The organism is Streptomyces sp. TG1A-60 (assembly GCF_037201975.1).
Lineage (GTDB): Bacteria > Actinomycetota > Actinomycetes > Streptomycetales > Streptomycetaceae > Streptomyces.
The window spans coordinates 5,828,038-5,848,294 of sequence record NZ_CP147520.1 but is presented as its reverse complement, the minus strand read 5'-3'; the positions used below and the strand labels follow the sequence as shown (position 1 = coordinate 5,848,294).

15 protein-coding genes and 2 pseudogenes are annotated in these 20,257 nt (G+C 69.8%); 6 read left to right on the top strand and 11 right to left on the bottom strand.

Annotated features, from left to right (window positions below; genetic code table 11):
- Positions 1-2 precede the first annotated feature (2 nt).
- Positions 3-2,127: pseudogene (locus tag WBG99_RS25305) on the bottom strand (transglycosylase domain-containing protein).
- A gap of 504 nt (positions 2,128-2,631) precedes the next feature.
- Between WBG99_RS25305 and WBG99_RS25300 the strand changes: the two are divergent.
- Entirely contained in the window at positions 2,632-2,856 is a 225-nt protein-coding gene (locus WBG99_RS25300; protein ID WP_338898493.1) for a zinc ribbon domain-containing protein, read from the top strand.
- 88 nt (positions 2,857-2,944) lie between these two features.
- Positions 2,945-3,586, top strand: a pseudogene (locus WBG99_RS25295) (DedA family protein); the annotation flags it as partial.
- 118 nt (positions 3,587-3,704) lie between these two features.
- Here the strand turns inward: WBG99_RS25295 and WBG99_RS25290 are convergent.
- The 3 genes from WBG99_RS25290 to WBG99_RS25280 are packed head-to-tail and all read right to left on the bottom strand — an operon-like array spanning position 3,705 to position 8,420.
- Positions 3,705-4,523: an HAD family hydrolase gene (locus WBG99_RS25290; RefSeq protein ID WP_338898492.1), complete on the bottom strand. Its 819-nt coding sequence runs from the start codon at positions 4,521-4,523 to the stop codon at positions 3,705-3,707.
- Positions 4,523-7,195, bottom strand: coding sequence for a phosphoribosyltransferase (locus tag WBG99_RS25285; RefSeq protein ID WP_338898491.1), 2,673 nt, complete (start codon positions 7,193-7,195; stop codon positions 4,523-4,525). The genes WBG99_RS25290 and WBG99_RS25285 overlap by 1 nt, the downstream gene beginning before the upstream one ends.
- Positions 7,196-7,253: 58 nt before the next feature.
- The gene (locus WBG99_RS25280) at positions 7,254-8,420 is read right to left on the bottom strand and encodes an HpcH/HpaI aldolase/citrate lyase family protein (RefSeq protein ID WP_338898490.1); all 1,167 of its coding nucleotides are present in this window, start codon (positions 8,418-8,420) and stop codon (positions 7,254-7,256) included.
- Between the two features lie 189 nt (positions 8,421-8,609).
- On the opposite strand from WBG99_RS25280, the gene WBG99_RS25275 reads away from it, so the two are divergent.
- Positions 8,610-9,410: a TerD family protein gene (locus WBG99_RS25275; RefSeq protein ID WP_338898489.1), complete on the top strand. Its 801-nt coding sequence runs from the start codon at positions 8,610-8,612 to the stop codon at positions 9,408-9,410.
- A 60-nt stretch (positions 9,411-9,470) separates the two neighbouring features.
- Here WBG99_RS25275 and WBG99_RS25270 read toward each other — a convergent pair whose 3' ends face one another.
- From WBG99_RS25270 to WBG99_RS25245, 6 genes are all read right to left on the bottom strand, one after another.
- A complete protein-coding gene (locus WBG99_RS25270; protein WP_338898488.1) occupies positions 9,471-10,208 on the bottom strand; it encodes a Tellurium resistance in 738 nt (245 codons plus the stop codon).
- 153 nt (positions 10,209-10,361) lie between these two features.
- A complete protein-coding gene (locus tag WBG99_RS25265) occupies positions 10,362-11,507 on the bottom strand; it encodes a DUF475 domain-containing protein (protein WP_338898487.1) in 1,146 nt (381 codons plus the stop codon).
- Positions 11,508-11,631: 124 nt separating this feature from the next.
- Positions 11,632-12,207: a TerD family protein gene (locus WBG99_RS25260; protein ID WP_338898486.1), complete on the bottom strand. Its 576-nt coding sequence runs from the start codon at positions 12,205-12,207 to the stop codon at positions 11,632-11,634.
- A 127-nt stretch (positions 12,208-12,334) separates the two neighbouring features.
- On the bottom strand, positions 12,335-12,910 hold the full coding sequence (locus WBG99_RS25255) for a calcium homeostasis/redox stress adaptation protein (RefSeq protein ID WP_338898485.1): 576 nt from the start codon (positions 12,908-12,910) through the stop codon (positions 12,335-12,337).
- A gap of 115 nt (positions 12,911-13,025) precedes the next feature.
- Complete coding sequence (locus WBG99_RS25250) at positions 13,026-13,484, bottom strand: peroxiredoxin (protein WP_338898484.1); 459 nt, start codon at positions 13,482-13,484, stop codon at positions 13,026-13,028.
- Positions 13,485-13,656: 172 nt separating this feature from the next.
- Positions 13,657-14,094 carry a DUF3052 domain-containing protein gene (locus tag WBG99_RS25245; RefSeq protein WP_338898483.1) on the bottom strand — a complete coding sequence of 146 codons (438 nt, stop codon included), beginning with the start codon at positions 14,092-14,094 and terminating at the stop codon, positions 13,657-13,659.
- A 403-nt stretch (positions 14,095-14,497) separates the two neighbouring features.
- On the opposite strand from WBG99_RS25245, the gene aceE reads away from it, so the two are divergent.
- Entirely contained in the window at positions 14,498-17,245 is a 2,748-nt protein-coding gene (gene aceE, locus WBG99_RS25240) for a pyruvate dehydrogenase (acetyl-transferring), homodimeric type (protein WP_338898482.1), read from the top strand.
- A 94-nt stretch (positions 17,246-17,339) separates the two neighbouring features.
- Positions 17,340-18,101, top strand: coding sequence for a potassium channel family protein (locus WBG99_RS25235; RefSeq protein ID WP_338898481.1), 762 nt, complete (start codon positions 17,340-17,342; stop codon positions 18,099-18,101).
- A gap of 151 nt (positions 18,102-18,252) precedes the next feature.
- Here WBG99_RS25235 and WBG99_RS25230 read toward each other — a convergent pair whose 3' ends face one another.
- On the bottom strand, positions 18,253-18,558 hold the full coding sequence (locus WBG99_RS25230; protein WP_338898480.1) for a small hydrophobic protein: 306 nt from the start codon (positions 18,556-18,558) through the stop codon (positions 18,253-18,255).
- Positions 18,559-19,023: 465 nt separating this feature from the next.
- Here WBG99_RS25230 and WBG99_RS25225 point away from each other — a divergent pair, with 465 nt between their 5' ends.
- Positions 19,024-20,232: an alpha/beta hydrolase gene (locus tag WBG99_RS25225; RefSeq protein WP_338898479.1), complete on the top strand. Its 1,209-nt coding sequence runs from the start codon at positions 19,024-19,026 to the stop codon at positions 20,230-20,232.
- The last annotated feature ends 25 nt before the right edge of the window (positions 20,233-20,257 follow it).

Here is a 20,257-nt window from a genome sequence, read left to right as displayed (position 1 = left end):
GGTCAGCCGATACTCATCGCACTGGACCAGATGTCGTAGGGGACACCGGAGTTGGGGGTTCCGGCGATCCCGTCGAGCGGTAGCGGCTCCAGGCTCTTGGTGAGGTCGATGCGGTAGACGACGACGGCGGTCGACACGTCCTCCGCCGTCCCGACGTACCAGGCGGCCTTGTCGTCCTGTGTGGTCCCGCCCTTGCCGGCCACCTCGAAGGAGGCGGCGCCGGGCGAGGCGGGGTGGTCGCGGCGGAAGGCGTCCGTGAGCGCCTCGGTGACCTGGGCGGCCACCTTGCCGCCCATCGCCCGCCGGGGCTTGGGGGTCTTCAGCGCGACCTTGGATCCGTTGTGGGTCACCTTCCGCACGGAGTACGGCTCGGTGTGCTTGCCGAGGGCGGCGAAGGTGCTGTAGCCGCTGGCCATACGGATCGCGCTGGGCCTGGCGCTGCCCACCGACAGCGCGGGCACCTGGGCCCCGAAGCTGGAGGGGAGCAGTCCGGCCGCCTCGGCGGTGGCGCGCACCTTGGTCAGGCCGGTGTCCATGCCGAGCTGCATGAAGGGTGTGTTCACCGAGCCCGCGAGCGCGTCGTGCAGGGTGATGGGGCCGTAGGACTTCTCGCCGTCGTTGTGGGCGGCGACCCGCTTGCCGCCCCGGTCCCAGTACGGCCCCTCCGGTGTGGTCACCGGGACGCCGTCGTCGCCGTTGTAGACCGTCTGCGGGGTGACAGGTGTCGCCTCGCCGTCGCGTTCCTTGACGACACCGTGTTCCAGACCGGCGGCGTAGACGAACGGCAGGAAGGCGGAGCCGGCCGGGACCGTGGTCGCGTTCGACTCGTTGAAGCCCTGTTTGCGGTGGTCGGGGCCGCCGTAGACGGCGAGTATCCGGCCGTCGGCGGCGACCGAGGAGGCCCCGAAGTGTGCGGCCTTCGCCTTCTTCGGATCGTCCTTGCGCACCTTCTTACGAGCCTCGGTGACGGCGTCGGTCAGCTCGGACTGCCGGTCGCGGTCGAAGGTCGTGTAGACCTGGTAGCCGCCCCGGTCGAAGTCCTGGTCGGAGAGGTTCGCGGCCTTCTTCGCGTACTGCGCCGCCAGCTCCACCAGGTAGTCGCTCTGCTTGCCGGTGTCGTACTGGCTGGACTGCTCCAGCGGTTCGGGGAACTTGGTGTACTTGGCGCGCTCGGCCTTGGACAGCTTCCCGATGGCCACCATCCGGTCCATGATCCACTCCCAGCGGTCCACCGCCCGTTCGCGGTTGGCCTGGCTGAGGGCGGGGTCGTACAGGCCCGCGCCCTTGAGGAGGCAGGCGAGGAGGGCGGCCTCGCTGACGTTCAGCTCGCCGACGTCCTTGCCGTAGTACGCCTGGGCGGCCCGCTGGATGCCGTAGGTGCCGCGGCCGAACCAGCTGGTGTTGAGGTAGCCCTCCAGGATCTGGTCCTTGCTCATCCTGTTGTCGAGCTTGAGGGCGATCATCGCCTCGTCGAACTTGCGGCCCAGCGAGCGGTCCTGGGAGAGGTACACGTTCTTGACGTACTGCTGGGTGATCGTCGAGCCGCCCTGGGTGTCGCCCTCACCGACGGTGCGCACCAGCGCGCGGGTGATACCGCTGACGGAGATGCCGGGGTCGGAGTAGAAGCTCGCGTTCTCCGCCGCGAGGACCGCCCAGCGCACGTCCTCGGGCACGTCCTTCAGCGGCATCGCCTGACGCCGCACCCAGCCCGTACGGGCCATCGGGGTGCCGTCGGACCAGAAGTACACGTTGTCCTGCTGGGTGGCGAAGGTGTTGAGATCCTCCGGTATGTCCGTGGCGGCGTAGGCGGCGGTCAGCAGCATGCCGCTGACACCCACGGTCAGGCCCACGGCCCCGAGCGACTGGCGCCAGGACGGCACCCAGCGGCGCCAGTCCGTGCGGCCCGGTCGGGGGTACCGGGGACGCAGACGGCGGGCGAAGGGGGCGAAGGGAGCCAGCCGCGAACCGGCGACGGCGGAGGCCCTGGCCAGGACGGACGGCCTGGGCGCCTTGCGCCGGCCCCTCTTCCCCGGGTTCCGCTCCTCCTCCCGCCTGTCGAGCGCACGCTGCTCGGGCACCCGCAGCTGCATGGTCTCGTCCGCCGCGACGGGGAAGCTTCAACTGCATCGTGAGGTCGGACTCCGGTGCCCCCCGCACCCTCTCCTTCGCCGGGAGACGTGAGCGGTGCGGGCGGCCTTCGCCCTCAGGGCCGGTCGTGTTCCCCGGCCTAGCCACGGCGGACTCCCGTGCACGGGCGGTCCGAGCGACGCGCGGCACCTGCTCGGTGGTGCTCCGCGCGATGTGCGGCGACTATTCGGCGGTGCGCGGCAACTTTTCGCCCGCGCGCGGCGACCATACGACCGGGAGACGTGGCTCCCGATCGTCCCAGGACAGCGGTCACGACTGCCCCCCTTCCCCACTTGGCATCGCCCGTGTGGACGGTCACAGCCGCCGCGTTCGCGGCTGCGAGCCCCCTACTCCCCCGGCCTCTCGGCCTCCACACTGCGACCACAAATTATCAGTCGCTTTCACAACTGCTTCGGTCGGCAGTGCGAAAATTCGGCCAGTGTGACGGACCAGCCATCAACGAGGCCCCCTGTCGCCGCGCGGGCGAGCGGTTAGCCTGTGCCCATGCCTCGCTACGAATTCCGCTGCCGGACCTGCGGCGACACCTTCGAACTGAGCCGTCCGATGGCCGCGTCGTCCGCCCCCGCGGACTGCCCCTCGGGCCACTCCGACACGGTCAAACTTCTGTCTACGGTCGCGGTCGGCGGCTCGGCCGCCGCGTCAGCGCCCACGCCCCGGTCGGGCGGTGGCGGCGGCGGCGGATGCTGCGGTGGCGGCTGCTGCGGTTGATCGGCACACTTCGAACTACGGCCCCCGGGCCATGAACGTTCACCCGCCCCTCAGGGTCTCTTCAGCTTCGCTCGCCTAGCGTGCCCCCATGACAGCCATGCAAGCGGAGTCAGTGAGCGGCGCGCCCCTGTGGATCATCGATCTGATGGACCGCCTCGGGGCGCCGGGCGCCGGTCTGGCCGTCGCCCTGGAGAACCTCTTCCCGCCGATCCCCAGCGAGGTCGTCCTCCCCCTCGCCGGCTTCGCCGCGAGCACCGGCCGGATGGACCTCCTGGCCGCCCTGCTGTGGACCACCGTCGGCTCCGTCGTCGGCGCCCTCGCCCTCTACGGCGTCGGCGCGCTCCTCGGCCGCGAGCGCACGGTCGCCATCGCGGCCAGGCTGCCGCTGGTCAAGGTGTCGGACATCGAGAAGACGGAGGCCTGGTTCCTCAAGCACGGCACCAAGGCGATCTTCTTCGGCCGCATGCTCCCCGTCTTCCGCAGCCTGATCTCCGTACCGGCCGGCGTCGAACGCATGCCCCTGCCCGTCTTCACCCTCCTCACCGCTCTCGGCAGCGCCCTGTGGAACACGGTCTTCGTCCTCGCCGGTTACTTCCTCGGCGCCAACTGGACCGAGGTCACCGCGATCGTCTCGACGTACTCGAAGATCGTGCTGGCGGGGGCGGCCGTGGCAGTGCTGGCGTTCGTGATCGTCCGCTTCCTGAGAAGGGGCGCGCTGACAGGGGCGCGCTGACAGGGGCGCGGGACCGTATCGATGTGCGGCTCCGCCGCGGGGCGCGACAAGCCACGACGAACCCGCAGCGCACACCACGGCGAGCCCCGCCCCCTGAACGGCACAGGCTCCCCGCTCAGCGTTCCCGTGAGGCCAGCAGGAACTCCCGAAGAATCCGCTCCCCCGCCGTCACACCTCGTTCCGGAAGAACGGTGACCGCCGGCCCCGCCCACCCCGCGTCGGCCAGCTCCCCGTGCCCCGGCCGCCACGCCCGGTCCGCCGCGAGCAGCAGATCCGCGTCGAGCAGGGAGTCACCGGCGGCGAGCGTCAGCTCGGCCCCGGTCCGCCGCGCGACCTCCCGCATCGCCGCGCTCTTGGTGAGCGGCTTCGGCACGGCGTACAGCTTGCGGCCCTGCAAGGAGACCGTCCAGCCCCGGTTCTCGGCCCACACCGCGAGGTCCTTCACCCACTCGTCGGGGAGCAGTTCACGCTCGACGACGAGATAGACGAAGAGGTCCTCCGCGACCCGGTGCCTGCGCACCCAGGCCGGGTCGGTCGTGGCCGCCATGTGGTCGCGCACCTCGGCGAGCGGCGCGCACTCGTCGGCGAGCCGGGCGGTGACCCGCTCGTACCAGGCGGTGTCCGAGACGCCGTCCACCAGCAGGTGGCCGCCGTTGGCACAGATCGCGTACTGCGGTGTCGGGCCCGGCAGGTTGATCCGCTGGTACTGCTTGCGGGTGCGGGTCGTCGTCGGCACGAACACCGCCGCGTCGCCCAGCTCGGCGAGCAGCCGCGCGGCCGTCTCCGTCATGTACGACAGCGGCTTGCTCTCGTGCACCTCGACGGTGAGCAGCCGGGGCGCCCGCGCGTCCGGCATGGTCAGCGCGAGCGCGGCGGACGAGTAGATGAGCGTACGGTCGAGGTCGCTCGCGACGAGCACCCGGGTCCCCGGCATCAGACCGCCACCGCCCTGCCGTCGGCGCCGGTCGCGCCCCGCGTGTACTGCGGGTGGATCAACCCCACGCATGTGTACGGCAGTTCGGCCACCTCTTCCACCGGTACCCCTCTCTGTTCGGCGAGCAGACGTACGTGGTCGAGGTCCGCGCCCGCCCCGGCCCGCGCGAGGATCTTCCACGGTACCCGGCGCAACAGCACCCGAGTGGTCTCGCCGACACCCGGCTTGACCAGGTTGACGTCGTGGATCCCGTACTCCTCGCTGATCCGTTCGACTGCCGCCCACCCCTCCCAGGTGGGCGTGCGGTCGGCGGCGAGCAGCTCCTTGGTGCGGGCGTCGACGTCGTCCGTCACCGCGGCGAAGCGATCCGATATCGCGTCCAGGAACCGCACCGACACATCGACGCCGGCCAGCTCCCGGTAGAACTTCGCCCCGTGGAAGTCGCCGGGCCCGACGAGGTCCGCGCGCAGCACGGTCCGCGAGATCAGCCCGGACACGGTCGAGTTGAGGCAGGCGGACGGTATGAGGAAGTCCTCCCGCGTACCGTACGTCCGCACGCACGACCCCGGATCGGCGAGCACCGCGATCTCCGGGTCGAACCCGGTGATCCCGTCCGATGCCTCGAACTCCTCGATCGCGGCGGCGAGTTCGCGGGTGATGGCTCCCTTGCCGGTCCAGCCGTCGACGAACACGACGTCGGCGGGGTCATGGTGAGCCGCCAGCCACCGCAACGCGTTGGCGTCGATCCCGCGCCCCCGCACGATCGACACGGCGTAGTGCGCCGGCTCGACCCCGTACCGGTACCGCGCCCACCGCCGCATCAACACCCCGACGGGTGTCCCGGCCCGCGCCAACGACACGATGACGGGCCGCGACGACCGCTCCGCCAGCACGGTCTCGGTCACGACCCCGACGGCCAGGGCGATCCGCTCGGCCGACGCTTCGAGGGCGCTGTGGAAGAGCGCCTGATACTGCCCACTCGGCTGGTACTCCACCGGCAGCGACTCCGCGTAGTGCGCCCCACCACTCTGAATCGCCTCCTCCCGTTCCTCGGTAGGCGCCTCCAACGTCACCGCCGAGAGATCCCGCAACAACCACCCGACCTCGTCAGGCGCGTAGGAGGAGAAGTCGGGACCGCGCAGGGGCTCGGGGAGCATCGGGGGCCTTTCGGTCGCGGACGCGACCGGGCGCGCCGACGCGTGGGGTCCGATCGAGGAGAACGGGGCGAAGGACTCGGCGCCGGGCCCAGGGTCGCCGCACGGCGTCTCCTGCACCTCGGCCACCTCCTTCTGCCCGGCCGTCTCCAACCGCCCGCCCCCTTCCCCCGCCGCGACGGCGCTCGGCCGAGGCGGCGTGCCGCGAAGGGGCCGGGGTGGGGGGACGTAGGACGGGACGACGGTGAGCAGTACGGTCGGGGTGTGCGTGGCCAGGACCGCCAACAGCCCGTCGGCGGCGTGCAGCGCGGGCGTGTCGGCCACCGAGTCGACGACGGCGATCACCGCGTCGAATCCCCCTCCCGCCACGTTGTACGCGTACCGCTCCCCCGGCCCGTCCGCCGGGTCGTCGTGCGCGGGGAAGACGATGCGGCTGCGTATCGCGTAGCCGGGGTCGTCGACGGCGAGGACGGGTGACCGCGTGGTGGTGGAGAACCGTATCTCCGTCCCTTCCACAAGCCGTTCCAGCTCCCGCGCGAGCGCGAGCGGCGCGTACATCAGCTCCTCGAAGCCGAGGACGAGCACACGGCGGGCACCCGGCGGCAGGGCCGAGGCGAGGCGCGCGGCCATGCCGGGCAGCGCGCTCTCCAGACGCGAGCGGTGCGCGGGCGTGAACCCGTGCCGCCCGCCGTCGGGCACCCCGTCGGGCCAGCCCAGCCCGACCCGGACGACCCGCGCGGCCGAAGCCGGCGGCGGGGCCCCGGCCGCGGCCCCCTCGTACTCCGCGACCAGTGCCCGTCCCTTCTCCAGCACCCCCTCCGGCAGCCGCACGGTCCCCTTCGCCGCGGCGACCAGATCCACCCGGGCACCGATCTCACGCGCGAACTCGGCCAACCGCCCCTGGTCCCGCGCCGACCGCATGTCGACCAGCGCCACGACGACGTACCGCTCCCGCGGATACCGCTCGTGCAGCGCCCGGACGGTGTTGAGGACCGTGTTCCCCGTGGAGAACTCGTCGTCGACGAGCACCAGCGGCCCCCGCCCGGCGAGCAGCGTGGGGTGCTCCGGCAGCAGCAGATGGGACGTGGCGTGGGAGTGGGACTCCTCGAAGCCGCCGGCCTGCTCGACGCCGTCGACCGGGCGCCGGGTGGAGTGGAGGTAGGGCGCGTCGCCCAGCCCGTCCGCGACCGAGTGGCCGAGCCCGGTGGCCGTCTCGGCGTACCCGAGGACGACCGTGCCCCGCCTCCCGTCCTCGCCCAGCAGGTCCCGCACCCGGCGGCCGAGCGCGAACCCGTGCCCGTGCACGACGGCCGGCGACCGCGGCACATGCTTGCCGAGGACGTTCGACACCAGCAGATGCGCCCGTTTGGGGTTGCGCCGCAGCGCGAGCCCCAGCAGGGCGCTCAGCTCCTCACCGCCCACCAGTTCGACCCCGAGCCGCTCGGCGACCCAGGCCCCGGACCAGAGGGCACCTGCGGCGCCGGACGCGCCGGACGTGTCGTTCACTGCGTCAGTCATCGATTCCTCAGTCGGTACGACATGAAAGCGGACGTCGGTGCGCGGGCGGGCCGCGGACTCAGTCGGGCAGCCCTGCGGCCAGCAGATCCACGAACCCGATGTCCTCGTTGGCCACACCGAACGCCTCGGCCCGCTGCAGAACCCTTTCCGCCCAGGCCCGGTGCGGCTTGACCTCGTTCATCTTGTTCCGGGAGGCGGACCGCAGGACGCCGCCGCCGTCGCGGTCGGGCCGCACGATGTCCTGGGCGTCGCCGAACTCCTCGTGGCTCACCACGGACAGCGCGTGCACCGGCAGTACATGGGAGGGGTGGATGCAGGTCTTGCCGAGCAGCCCGTTGGCCTGGTCGAGGGAGACCTCGCGCAGCAGACCGTCCAGCGCGTGCTCGATGAGCGTCTCGCGCAGCCGCCCGGCCCGGTTCTGCAGGAAGGGGCTGGTCCGCAACTGCGGCTTGAACATGCGCTCCTGGACCCGGAAGTACTCCCACACTGGCCCGGTCACCGTGAACCCGGTGCCGTCCGCGCGCCCCAGCACGTTCACCACGTCCGCGATCACGGAGGCGACGATCTGGACGTCGTACGCGGTCATGTCGGGCGGTCGGCGCAGCGCGTACGAGGAGCAGAAATCGGTGACGCCGAGGCGCAGCGCGAGGACGCGGTCGCGGTACTTGTCGACGGTGTGGGCGATGCCCTGAAGGGCCTCCACCCGCGTTTCCCGGTACATCAGCTCGGGTGATTCCAGCACCGGCATGCCGAACAGCCGCCGCCCGCTCGCGGCCTCGGCGGCGGTGAGCGCCTCCAGGAACGGCACGCCCCGCTCCTCGGTGAACTTCGGGAACACGAACCCGGACAGCAGCCGCACCGCCGGGCCGAAACGGTGGACAAGGTCGGGTATCTGCCCGGGCCGGCGGACCCGGATGAACAGCAGCGGAAGCTCGGCGTCCGGCCGCCCGGCGAGGTCGGCGAACTGCCGGACCAGGTTCTCCTCTGCGCCCACTACCTCCGCGTCGTCGATGGAGTCCTCCAGGCAGAGCACCATGGAGACGACTCCGCGCCGGGCCTGCTTGACGATGTCGTCGGCCAGCCGCTCCCGGGTCGCAGGGCTGTAGAGCGTGGCGCCGAGGGCGGCGGCGAGCACCCGGGCGGGCGAGTCGGCGTCGAAGGCGCCGGGCTCCCGGTGGAAGAGGCGCTGCCGCTCCTCAGGGGCGACGTGCCCGAAGTGACGCATGTGTTCCCCCGTGGCTGCTGGGCGGCCGGTCGCGATGGTGGCCGGTAATAGTACGTACAAATATGTGACATCAGTTCCCGCCAGGCGTGAAGTTCTGGTAACCCGGCCATGTCGGGCGCCGGACGAGTCCACCGGCGCATCGCCGCCCCCGCGTTGTCGTGATCAGGACCGAGAGGGCAGGATGACCGCATGACGCACGCGATGCTGAAGGGGTCGAACGTTCCGATCGAAGCCACGGCGGTCCGCGCCGTGTTGCGCTGGGCGCCGGGGCAGGGCGCCCCGGAAGTCGACGCCTCGGCGCTGCTCCTCGGCCCCGACGGCCGCGTACGGTCCGACGAGGACTTCATCTTCTACAACCAGCCGCGCCACCCCTCGGGCAAGGTGTGGCGGCTCGGCAAGAAGCGTGTGGCCGACGGCCTCACCGACACCATCCAGACAGATCTGGCGGGTGTCGAGTCCGCCGTCAGCCAGATTCTCCTCGTGGCCTCCGCCGACGACGTCACCTTCGACCACGTACGGTCCCTGCGCATCCTGCTGTACGACGCCACGGTCGCCGACGCCGAACCGCTGGCGTACTTCGACGTCAAACCCGAGACCGGCGAGGAGACGGCCCTCATCTGCGGCGAACTCTACCGCCGTGGCGGCGGCTGGAAGTTCCGCGCCCTCGGCGAGGGCTACACCGACGGCCTCCAGGGCCTCGCCACGGACTACGGCATCTCGGTCGACGAGTCGGAGGCGGCGGCAGCCGCGGCCGACCAGACCGCCGCGACCCAGGCTCAGGTACCCGAGATCTCGGTGCCGCTGCCCCCCGAGCAGCCTCCCACGGGCGTCCCGTCCCAGCCCTCGTACGGCTACCCTCCGGCGCCCCCCACGCAGCCCGCCCCCGCCACCGCCAACGGCCCGGGCTACGGCTACCCCCAGCCCACAGCCGCGCCCCTGGACCCGAACTTCCGCCTCCCGCCGCAGGGCCCCCGGTTCGTCGGCCGGTGAGCGCCGCGTGAGGGGCGCGGGGCCCGGCCTGCGGGCCGGCCGTGTGGGCCGGGACACCCGTCAGCGCCCGGCCTTGGTCTTGTACCCCCGCCCCCACTGCAACCCCCACCCGTACAACCGGTCGAGCTCCGACTGGAAGCCGTAGACGAACTTCACCTCCCGTCGCACGGTGATCTCCCCCTTCACGTTCTCGATCATCACGACCGCGCACGACCGTGCCTGGGGGTGCCTCTCGTCCAGGCCTATCTCGATCCGCGGCCCGTTGCTCGGATAGAGCGTCACGATCGCGTGCGTACGGTCGAACGCCGGCGTCTGGTCGTAGATGTAGACGAACACCAGCATCCGCTTGAAGTCGTCCCGGTGGTCGAGGTTGATGTACATCGTCTCGCCCGACCCGGACCCGAACCGGTCGTCCCCGCTGAGCCGCATGTACGGCGGTTCGTTGATGTCCCCGAGGAAGCCGCCCAGCGGCTGCACGACCCCCTTCGTCCCGTCGGCCAGTTCATACAGACAGCCGAGGTCGAGGTCGACGTTGACCATGCTCTGGCTGTGCGCCTGCACCTCCTCCGGCCGCAGCGCCTTGAAGGGGTGGCGCAGCACGCTCTGCCGCTTCGGCGCGCCGATGTCGGAGGTCCGCATCCGCCAGGACAGGTTGACGCGCAGATGACCGCCCGCGGCGTTCTGCTTGCTGAGCGAGACCTTCTGGTGCCGCTTGGTCAGCTCGATGGCGTTGGTCGCCGCGTTGCCCGAGTCGAACTCCGAGGCCCGCCCGCGCCAGAGGTTGTCCAGGAAACTCATGCCCGCCCCACAACTGCCGTGTCGTCGCGTCAACCACCAGCGGGGCGGCCGACGAGGACGAGTCCTCGTCGGCCGCCCCGCTCAGAGCGTTCCCTCCGCCGGAGGGCCGTCACACTCCGGAACCGGACACACCGGCCCCGGGTTCCGGGCGGGTCACACCCCGGAGGAGACCTCCGCCTTGTCGGCGGCGTCAGCCTTTCCCTCCGCTGCCGCCAGCGCCTTGTTGCGGCGGACGGAGGACCAGAAGGACCAGCCGATCAGGACGACACCGATGAGACCGGTGATGATCTCGTCGATCTGGTACTGGATGGTGATGAGCAGGATCGTCGCGAGGGCGCCGATCGCGTAGTGCGCGCCGTGCTCCAGGTAGACGTAGTCGTCGAGGGTGCCCTGGCGGACCAGGTACACGGTCAGTGACCGGACGTACATGGCGCCGATGCCGAGGCCGAGCGCCATCAGGACGATGTCGTTGGTGATGGCGAAGGCGCCGATCACGCCGTCGAAGGAGAAGGACGCGTCCAGGACCTCCAGGTAGAGGAACATGAAGAACGCGGCCTTGCCCGCGAGGGCGACGGCCGAGCGCGGCCTGCCGGCGCGCTCCGCCGCTTCCTCCGCCTCGTGCTCGCGCTCCTCCTCTTCCTCCAGCTTGTTCTCGAAGAAGCTGGAGAGACCGCCGACGACGAGATAGGTGATGAGGCCGGCGAGGCCGGAGATCAGTACCGTCTCCGCCTTGTCGACATGGGCGCCGCCGTGCTGGTGGGCCTGGGTCGCGAAGGTCATCGAGGTGATCAGCAGGATGATCATCGCGATGCAGGCCGACAGCATGTCGATCTTGCCGAGCTTGGACAGCGGGCGCTCCAGCCAGCCCAGCCACTTGATGTCCCGGTCCTCGAAGATGAAGTCGAGGAAGATCATCAACAGGAACATGCCGCCGAAGGCGGCGATCGACGGGTGGGCGTCGGTCACGTACTGCTGGTACTGGTCCTTGTCGTTGAGCGCGAGCTCGACGGCCTCGATCGGGCCCAGCTGGGCGCTGACGGCGACGATCACGACGGGGAAGACCAGGCGCATACCGAACACGGCGATGAGGATGCCGATGGTGAGGAAGATCTTCTGCCAGAAGGCATTCATCTTCTTCAGGATCCCGGCGTTGACCACCGCGTTGTCGAAGGAGAGCGAGATCTCCAGGACGGAGAGGATGGCCACGATCCCGAAGGCCGTCCATCCTCCGAACAAGAACGCCGCGACCAAGCCGAGCGCGGTGACCGTGAACGACCACCCGAAGGTTTTCAGAACCACTGGCTACCCAATCGTGTGTACTGGGGTTCCCCCGCGCCGCGCGCGGCTTTACGAAACTTTGAACCCGAAGTCTAGTCGGGCACCTCCCGCACCCCGCACGGCCCCGGCTTTTGCGCATATAGCGCTACGAGACACTGACCCCGAAGTCGAGTGCGATGCCTCGCAGGCCGGACGCATACCCCTGTCCCACCGCGCGGAACTTCCACTCCCCGCCGTAGCGGTAGAGCTCGCCGAAGATCATCGCGGTCTCGGTGGAAGCGTCCTCGGAGAGGTCGTAGCGGGCGAGCTCCTGGCCGTCCGCCTGGTTGACCACACGGATGAAGGCGTTGCCGACCTGGCCGAAGGCCTGGCCGCGGTTCTCCGCGTCATGGATGGAGACCGGAAAGATGATCTTGTCGACGTTGGCCGGCACCCGGGAGAGGTCGACGATGAGCGACTCGTCGTCACCGTCACCCTCGCCGGTGAGGTTGTCGCCGGTGTGCTCGACCGAGCCGTCGGGACTCTTGAGGTTGTTGTAGAAGACGAACCACTCGTCCCCCAGCACCCGGCCGCTCTGGCACAGCAGTGCGCTGGCGTCGAGGTCGAAAGGGGCTCCGGTGGTGGTCCGGACGTCCCAGCCGAGCCCGACCATCACCTGAGTGAGGTTCGGCGCGGCCTTGGAGAGGGAGACATTGCCTCCCTTGGCGAGCGTGACGCCCATGGTGCTGGTCCTCCCCGATTTCGAGCTTCCGTTGCTCAGCCGTTCGGTTGCCCATGCGAGCGCGTCCGGCGCCGCGGTCGGTGACGACTGCGGCGCCGGACGTGACGAGTGGGTCTTCCCCGGTGGTTCAGACGTTCACACCGAAGTCCTGGGCGATACCGCGCAGGCCCGAGGCGTAGCCCTGGCCGATGGCGCGGAACTTCCACTCGGCGCCGTGCCGGTACAGCTCGCCGAAGACCATGGCGGTCTCGGTGGAGGCGTCCTCGGAGAGGTCGTAACGGGCGATCTCCGTCCCGCCCGCCTGGTTCACCACACGGATGAACGCGTTGCGGACCTGGCCGAAGGACTGCTGGCGGTTCTCGGCGTCGTAGATGGAGACCGGGAAGACGATCTTCTCGATCTCGGCCGGGACGGTCGCGAGGTTGACCTTGATCTGCTCGTCGTCGCCCTCGCCCTCACCGGTGAGGTTGTCCCCGGTGTGTTCGACCGAGCCGTCCGGGCTCTTCAGGTTGTTGAAGAAGATGAAGTTGGCGTCGCTGCTGACCTTGCCCGACGAGTCGAGCAACAGGGCGCTGGCGTCCAGGTCGAAGTCGGTGCCGGTCGTGGTGCGGATGTCCCACCCCAGACCGACGATGACCGCGGTCAGGCCCGGGGCCTCCTTGGTCAGCGATACGTTGCCGCCCTTGCTGAGGCTGACTCCCACGAAGTCCTCCCTTGGATGTCAGGGGCGGGGAGCCCCGTCGTGCGCTTTGGTATCGGATCAACGTGTCGATCCTAGTGACGGGTTCCCGTTCCCCGCAGGCCCTGGAACCGAACAATCACAGGGTGTCGAGGGCGGCGACGTACTCGTTCAGGTCGCGGGCGTCCGGCAGAGCGTTGACGACCGACCAGCGGACGACGCCCTCCTTGTCGATGACGAACGTCCCGCGCACCGCGCAGCCCTTGTCCGCGTCGAAGACGCCGTACGCCCGGGAGACCTCGCCGTGCGGCCAGAAGTCCGACAGCAGCGGGAACCCGAAGTCCTCCTGCTCCGCGAAGACCCGCAGCGTGTGGATGGAGTCGTTGGACACCGCCAGGAGCCGCACCTCGTCGTTGACGAACGTCGCCAGGTTGTCCCGCAGCTCCGACAGCTCGCCGGTGCACACGCCGGTGAACGCGAACGGGTAGAACAGCACGACCACGTTCTTCTCGCCCCGGAAGTCCGAGAGCCGCACGGTGGCGCCGTGGTTGTCCCTGAGCTCGAAGTCGGGTGCCTTGTCGCCGACCCGGATCCCCATGATTCGTGGTCCCTTCATGGACTGTTCGGGTGGCCCACCCTATGCGGAAGACGGGAAAACCCCCGGAGGGGGCCTGGAAAGGCCCATCTCCGGGGGGCGGGGAACCGCGCGACAAGCCACGCCGAAGTCGTGACCCGACGAGGCGCGGAACCCCCGGGCTACTTGGTCGACGCTATTTCTTCGCCTTGGCCGCCTTGGGCGTCACCAGCCGGCTGCCACTCCAGTCCTTGCCGACGCTGACACTCTTCGACGCGGACAGCCCCGCGGTCGTCGCGGCTTCGGAGATGTCGCTGGGCTCCACATAGCCGTCCCGCCCGGTCTTGGGCGTCAGCAGCAGGATCGAGCCACCTTCCTCGATGTACGTGGTGGCGTCCACCAGCACATCGGTCAGGTCGCCGTCGTCGTCTCGGAACCACAGCACGACGGCATCGGCCACGTCGTCGTAGTCCTCGTCGACGAGCTCGCTGCCCACGACTTCCTCGATGGCCTCGCGGAGCTCCTGGTCGACGTCGTCGTCGTAGCCGATCTCCTGGACCACCTGCTCGGGCTGGAACCCCAGCCTTGCGGCAGGGTTCGTCCGCTCCTCCGCGTGGTCCGCGGTCGCGCTCACGGGTTGCCTCCTGATCATGTTCGGGTGGGGTCGCCCCCTGGGGAATCAGCCACGCGCGTGCGCGAAGCATTGGCCGTAGTCCACACGGGCGGGACGGATCGCGCAAGTACCCAGCCTCCGAGACCGCCGAAACGGTGACGATCCGGGCCGTGTCACCGCAACTCTCTGCCTGGATTCACAGCCCCACGTGACACACGCCACACCTTTCTGCCCGGTTTGCGAATTGGGCAACCATCCCGGGGGACGGGACTCGATTACCTTTACTACCTTTGTCGAGCGAGTATCCCCCCTGGTTACCTCTCGGTAGAGATGACGTTTGAGTCCCCGAGGTACACGATGGGGGACGGTGCAGGCACCTATGGAACACCCATGAAGAGCGGCCCTCTGACAGCTAAGGAACAGCGTGGCTTCCGGATCCGATCGCAATCCGATCATCATTGGCGGCCTTCCGAGTCAGGTCCCTGACTTCGATCCCGAGGAGACCCAGGAGTGGCTCGACTCGCTCGACGCCGCCGTGGACGAGCGCGGCCGTGAGCGCGCGCGCTACCTGATGCTCCGGCTCATCGAGCGGGCCCGCGAGAAGCGCGTGGCCGTGCCCGAGATGCGCAGCACGGACTACGTCAACACCATCCCGACCAAGGCCGAGCCGTTCTTCCCGGGCAACGAGGAGATCGAGCGGAAGATCCTCAACGCGACCCGGTGGAACGCCGCCGTCATGGTGTCGCGCGCCCAGCGGCCCGGCATCGGCGTCGGCGGCCACATCGCGACCTTCGCGTCCTCCGCCTCCCTCTACGACGTGGGCTTCAACCACTTCTTCCGGGGCAAGGACGAGGGCGACGGCGGCGACCAGATCTTCTTCCAGGGGCACGCCTCCCCCGGCATCTACGCCCGCGCGTACCTGCTGGACCGGCTCGGTGACCAGCAGCTCGACGCCTTCCGCCAGGAGAAGTCGAAGGCGCCCCACGGCCTGTCCAGCTACCCGCACCCGCGGCTGATGCCGGACTTCTGGGAGTTCCCGACCGTCTCCATGGGCCTCGGCCCGCTGGGCGCGATCTTCCAGGCGCGGATGAACCGGTACATGGAGGCGCGCGGGATCGCGGACACCTCCAAGTCCCATGTCTGGGCGTTCCTCGGCGACGGCGAGATGGACGAGCCGGAGTCGCTCGGCCAGCTCACGATCGCCGCCCGTGAGGGCCTCGACAACCTGACCTTCGTGGTGAACTGCAACCTCCAGCGCCTCGACGGCCCGGTGCGCGGCAACGGCAAGGTCATCCAGGAACTGGAGTCGGTCTTCCGGGGCGCCGGCTGGAACGTGATCAAGCTGGTCTGGGACCGCTCCTGGGACCCGCTGCTCGCCCAGGACCGTGACGGTGTGCTGGTCAACCGGATGAACACCACGCCGGACGGCCAGTTCCAGACGTACGCCACCGAGACCGGCGCGTACATCCGCGACCACTTCTTCGGTGACGACCACCGGCTGCGTGCGATGGTCGAGAACATGACCGACGACCAGATCCTGCACCTGGGCCGCGGCGGTCACGACCACCGCAAGATCTACGCGGCGTACAAGGCGGCCCACGAGCACAAGGGCCAGCCGACGGTCATCCTGGCCAAGACGATCAAGGGCTGGACGCTGGGCCCGAACTTCGAGGGCCGCAACGCCACGCACCAGATGAAGAAGCTGACGGTCGCCGACCTCAAGGGCTTCCGTGACCGCCTCCACCTGCCCATCTCCGACAAGGAGCTGGAGTCCGGCGTCCCGCCGTACTACCACCCGGGACGGAACTCGGAGGAGATCCAGTACATGCACGACCGCCGCAAGGGGCTCGGCGGGTACGTCCCCACACGTGTCGTGCGCGCGAAGCCGCTGCCGCTACCCGAGGACAAGACGTACGCGAGTGTGAAGAAGGGCTCCGGTCAGCAGTCGATCGCCACGACCATGGCGTTCGTGCGACTGCTGAAGGACCTCATGCGGGACAAGGAGATCGGCAGGCGGTTCGTACTGATCGCGCCCGACGAATACCGCACCTTCGGCATGGACTCGTTCTTCCCGAGCGCGAAGATCTACAACCCGCTCGGCCAGCAGTACGAGGCGGTCGACCGCGACCTGCTGCTCGCCTACAAGGAGTCTCCGACCGGGCAGATGCTGCACGACGGCATCTCCGAGGCGGGCTGCACGGCCTCGCTGATCGCGGCCGGTTCGGCGTACGCCACGCACGGCGAGCCGCTCATCCCGGTCTACGTCTTCTACTCGATGTTCGGTTTCCAGCGCACGGGCGACCAGTTCTGGCAGATGGCCGACCAGCTGGCGCGCGGTTTCGTACTCGGTGCGACCGCCGGCCGTACGACACTGACCGGTGAGGGTCTCCAGCACGCCGACGGGCACTCGCAGCTGCTCGCCTCGACGAACCCGGGCTGTGTCGCCTACGACCCGGCGTTCGGGTACGAGATCGCGCACATCGTGAAGGACGGTCTGCGCCGGATGTACGGCGAGACCGCCGACGGCAAGCCGGGCGAGGACGTCTTCTACTACCTGACCGTCTACAACGAGCCCATCCAGCACCCGGCCGAGCCGGAAGACGTGGACGTCGAGGGCATCCTCAAGGGCGTCCACCGCTTCAAGGCCGGCGAGGCGGGTTCGATCCCCGCGCAGATCATCGCCTCCGGTGTCGCGGTGCCGTGGGCGGTCGAGGCGCAGCAGATCCTGGCCGCCGACTGGAACGTGAAGGCGGACGTCTGGTCGGCGACCTCCTGGAACGAGCTGCGCCGCGAGGCCGTCGAGGTGGAGCGGCACAATCTGCTGCACCCCGAGGAGGAGCAGCGCGTCCCGTACGTGACGAGGAAGCTGAGCGGCGCCGAGGGGCCGTTCGTGGCCGTCTCCGACTGGATGCGGTCGGTGCCGGACCAGATCTCTCGGTGGGTGCCGGGCACGTACCAGTCGCTGGGCGCGGACGGCTTCGGCTTCGCGGACACGCGGGGCGCGGCCCGGCGCTTCTTCCACATCGACGCCCAGTCGATCGTGGTCGCGGTGCTGACCGAGCTGGCGCGCGAGGGCAAGGTCGACCGTTCGGTGCTCAAGCAGGCCATCGACCGCTACCAGCTGCTCGACGTGGCGGCGGCGGATCCGGGGGCGGCGGGCGGCGACGCGTAGTCGCACGGCGGGGGCCGCATAGCACAGCTGTCCGCGTGAAGGGGTGGTGCACCCGTGGGGTACGCCACCCCTTCACGTTTCCTACGATGCGGCCATGAAGCAGCGATCGGTCTCGGCCCGGATCCGTTGGGAACAGCACACACAGCGGCCACTGTTCGGCCTGGCGGTGGTGTTCGCCGTGGCCTACGCCGTGCCGATCGTCCGGCCGGACGCGAGCGCGGAGGTGACGTGGTGGTGCGATGTCGCCGAGTGGGGCGTGTGGGGCGCCTTCGCGGTCGACTACGTCACCCGGCTCGTACTCGCCCGGCGGCGGTGGGACTTCGTGCGGTCGCACTGGCTGGACCTGTGCGCGGTGCTGCTGCCGATGATCCAGCCGCTGCGGCTGCTGCGGCTGGTGGCGACGCTGCTGCTGGTCGGCAGGCGGGCGCGGATGGCGTCGCAGATCCGCCTCACCACCTACGTCGGCGGGTCGGTGCTCGGACTGTTGATGTTCGGGTCGCTGGCGGTGCTCTCCGTGGAGCGGGACTCGCCCGACGGGAACATCGGCACGTTGGGCGACGCGGTGTGGTGGTCGTTCACGACGATGACGACGGTGGGGTACGGGGACCACGCGCCGACGACCGGGCTGGGGCGGGTGCTGGCCGTCGGGTTGATGTTGTCGGGGATCGCGTTGCTGGGTGTGGTGACGGCGAACATCGCGGCGTGGTTCATATCGCGGTTCGAGAAGGACGACGCGGAGGAGCGGCGGCAGACCGCCGCGATAGCGGAACTGGCCGAGGAGGTGCGGTTGCTGCGGGCGGAGGTCGCGTCGTTGCGCTCCGCGCCTGCGGGGGGCACGGAGAAGCAGAGCCGATGATCGTGGGTCCGCCGGTGCGTGCGCGGGCGCGTCGTGGCGTGTCGCGCGGTTGCGCGCACCTCTGAGAAGCAGGTCCGCCGACCCTCGGGGACGGGGAAAGGGGCCCTCGGCTTCTGCCGAGGGTCCTGCCCTTTCCCTCACTCCTGGCGACTCAGAGGAAACCGGTCCCGGGAGTGGCGGTGCCCGCCAGCCAGACGATGGCCAGGACGGTGTCGATGGCACCCAGGACGACCGCGATGACCGCGGGGACGGGGCGGGCGCCGGACCAGCTGCGGTTCATGGCCAGCCAGCCGCAGAGGATCGCGACAGGGCCGAGGATGATGCCCAGGACGAAGAAGCCCGCGACCGCGCAGATGACTCCGATGATGCCGAGGGTCGCGCGATCCGGCCCGGTCCGTGACCACGTCCGGCCACGTGATCGGGGGTGCCTGCGCGTACCGTGTCCGAAGCCCGCCATCGTCAACAACTCCCTGAACCTCGCGGTCAGTTCGCGTACAGAACGGCGAGTACCCCTACGGTGTGGTTGAAACCGGGGAGAGTTGTCGGGTCTGTCTGCGCGCGCTGCCCCCTCCGGCAGCGCGCCGCAGACTCCCGGGTCACTCCGCCGTCGATGGACCATGCCGTGCGGAGGACTTGACTTACTGTGACCTGCGACGCGCACCGGGTGGAAGCGGTCTTCGGTCTTGTCACCCTGATAGGCGAACGTGGGCGCAAACCCGTGCACGGAGCGGAGCGGTGGCTGTTAGATGTGCGCCCCTCCGGCACCGCCTCGGCGTTCTCGCCGCGCTTGGTGACTGAAGCGCACCCGTACCGGCAGCATCCGGAGGTTCTCTGCGCAGCACGCTGAACGGGTGTGATCGAAACGTGATCCCCCTCACTCGGCTAACGCGAGACCCTTCCGTTCTCTTAGTGTGTCCTTTCAGTGACTTCCTTCGACACCTCCCCGCAACCGAACGTCTGGCGCCTACTGCTGGCGCTGGCCGTGGTTTTCGTGATGCTGGCGACCACCGGCTGGACGGCGATCCGCAGTCATCGAGCGGAGCCGCCGCTCCAGGCGTCGCTCTCCGCGTGGCAGCGCGGCCACCTCGACGGCCGTGAACTGCCGGACGCCGACGCCTCCCCGCACCGCCTGGCCGCCTTCTTCACCTCGCTCACCGACCGGCAGCGCACCGGGCTCGTCCACCGCTATCCGCTCGCGGTCGGCAACATGAACGGCGCCCCCGTCGAGCTGCGCTACCGGGCCAACCGCATCGCGCTGAAGGAGCAGAGCGGGCGGGAACGCGAGCGCATGCACGACAAGCGGCTCTCCGGGACCGGCCGACAGCAGGCGGGCCGCCGGATGCACCGCTTCGACATGCTGGCCGCGGTGAACCGGCAGATCCTCGCCTTCGACCCCGAGGGCACCGGCCGGGTCGCCGAGGTCTTCGGTGACCTCGACCGGGCCGAGCGCGTCTCGGTCGTCGTCCCGGGCGTCGACACCAACGTCATCAACTTCCAGCGCACCAACCGCCGGTACTCCGCGCCCGTCGGCATGGCCGAGTCGCTCTACAAGGCCGAGCGCGCGGCGAGCCCCGTGACGCGTACGGCCGTGATCGCCTGGGCCGACTACACCGCGCCCGGCGGGCTCGGCCTCGACTCGGCCACCGCGCTCCGCGCCGAGCAGGGCTCGATCCGGCTGAACGCGCTGGTGCGCAGCCTGCCCGGCAGCTCCACGGTCGCGCTGGTGTGCCACAGCTACGGCTCCGTGGTGTGCGGGGTCGCCGCTCGCTCGCTGCCGTCGCGGGTCACCGACATAGCGGTCGCGGGCAGCCCCGGCATGCGCGCCGACACGGCCGCCCAACTGCGCACGGCTGCCCGGGTGTGGGCCATGCGGGACGCCGACGACTGGGTCCAGGACGTGCCCTACCTGGAGGTCGGCGGGCTCGGCCACGGCGCCGACCCGATGTCCGCGGAGTTCGGTGCGCGCATCCTGTCGGCGGCCGACGCCGAGGGACACAGCGGCTATTTCGAGCCGGGCACCGAGAGCCTGTACAACTTCGCCGAGATCGGCATCGGCACGTATCAGTCGGTGCACTGTGCGCGGGAGGACGACGCGTGTCTGACGGGTCTCTCCGACAGCGCTGCGGCCTGACGCGCGTAGAGGAGCGAAAAAGTGC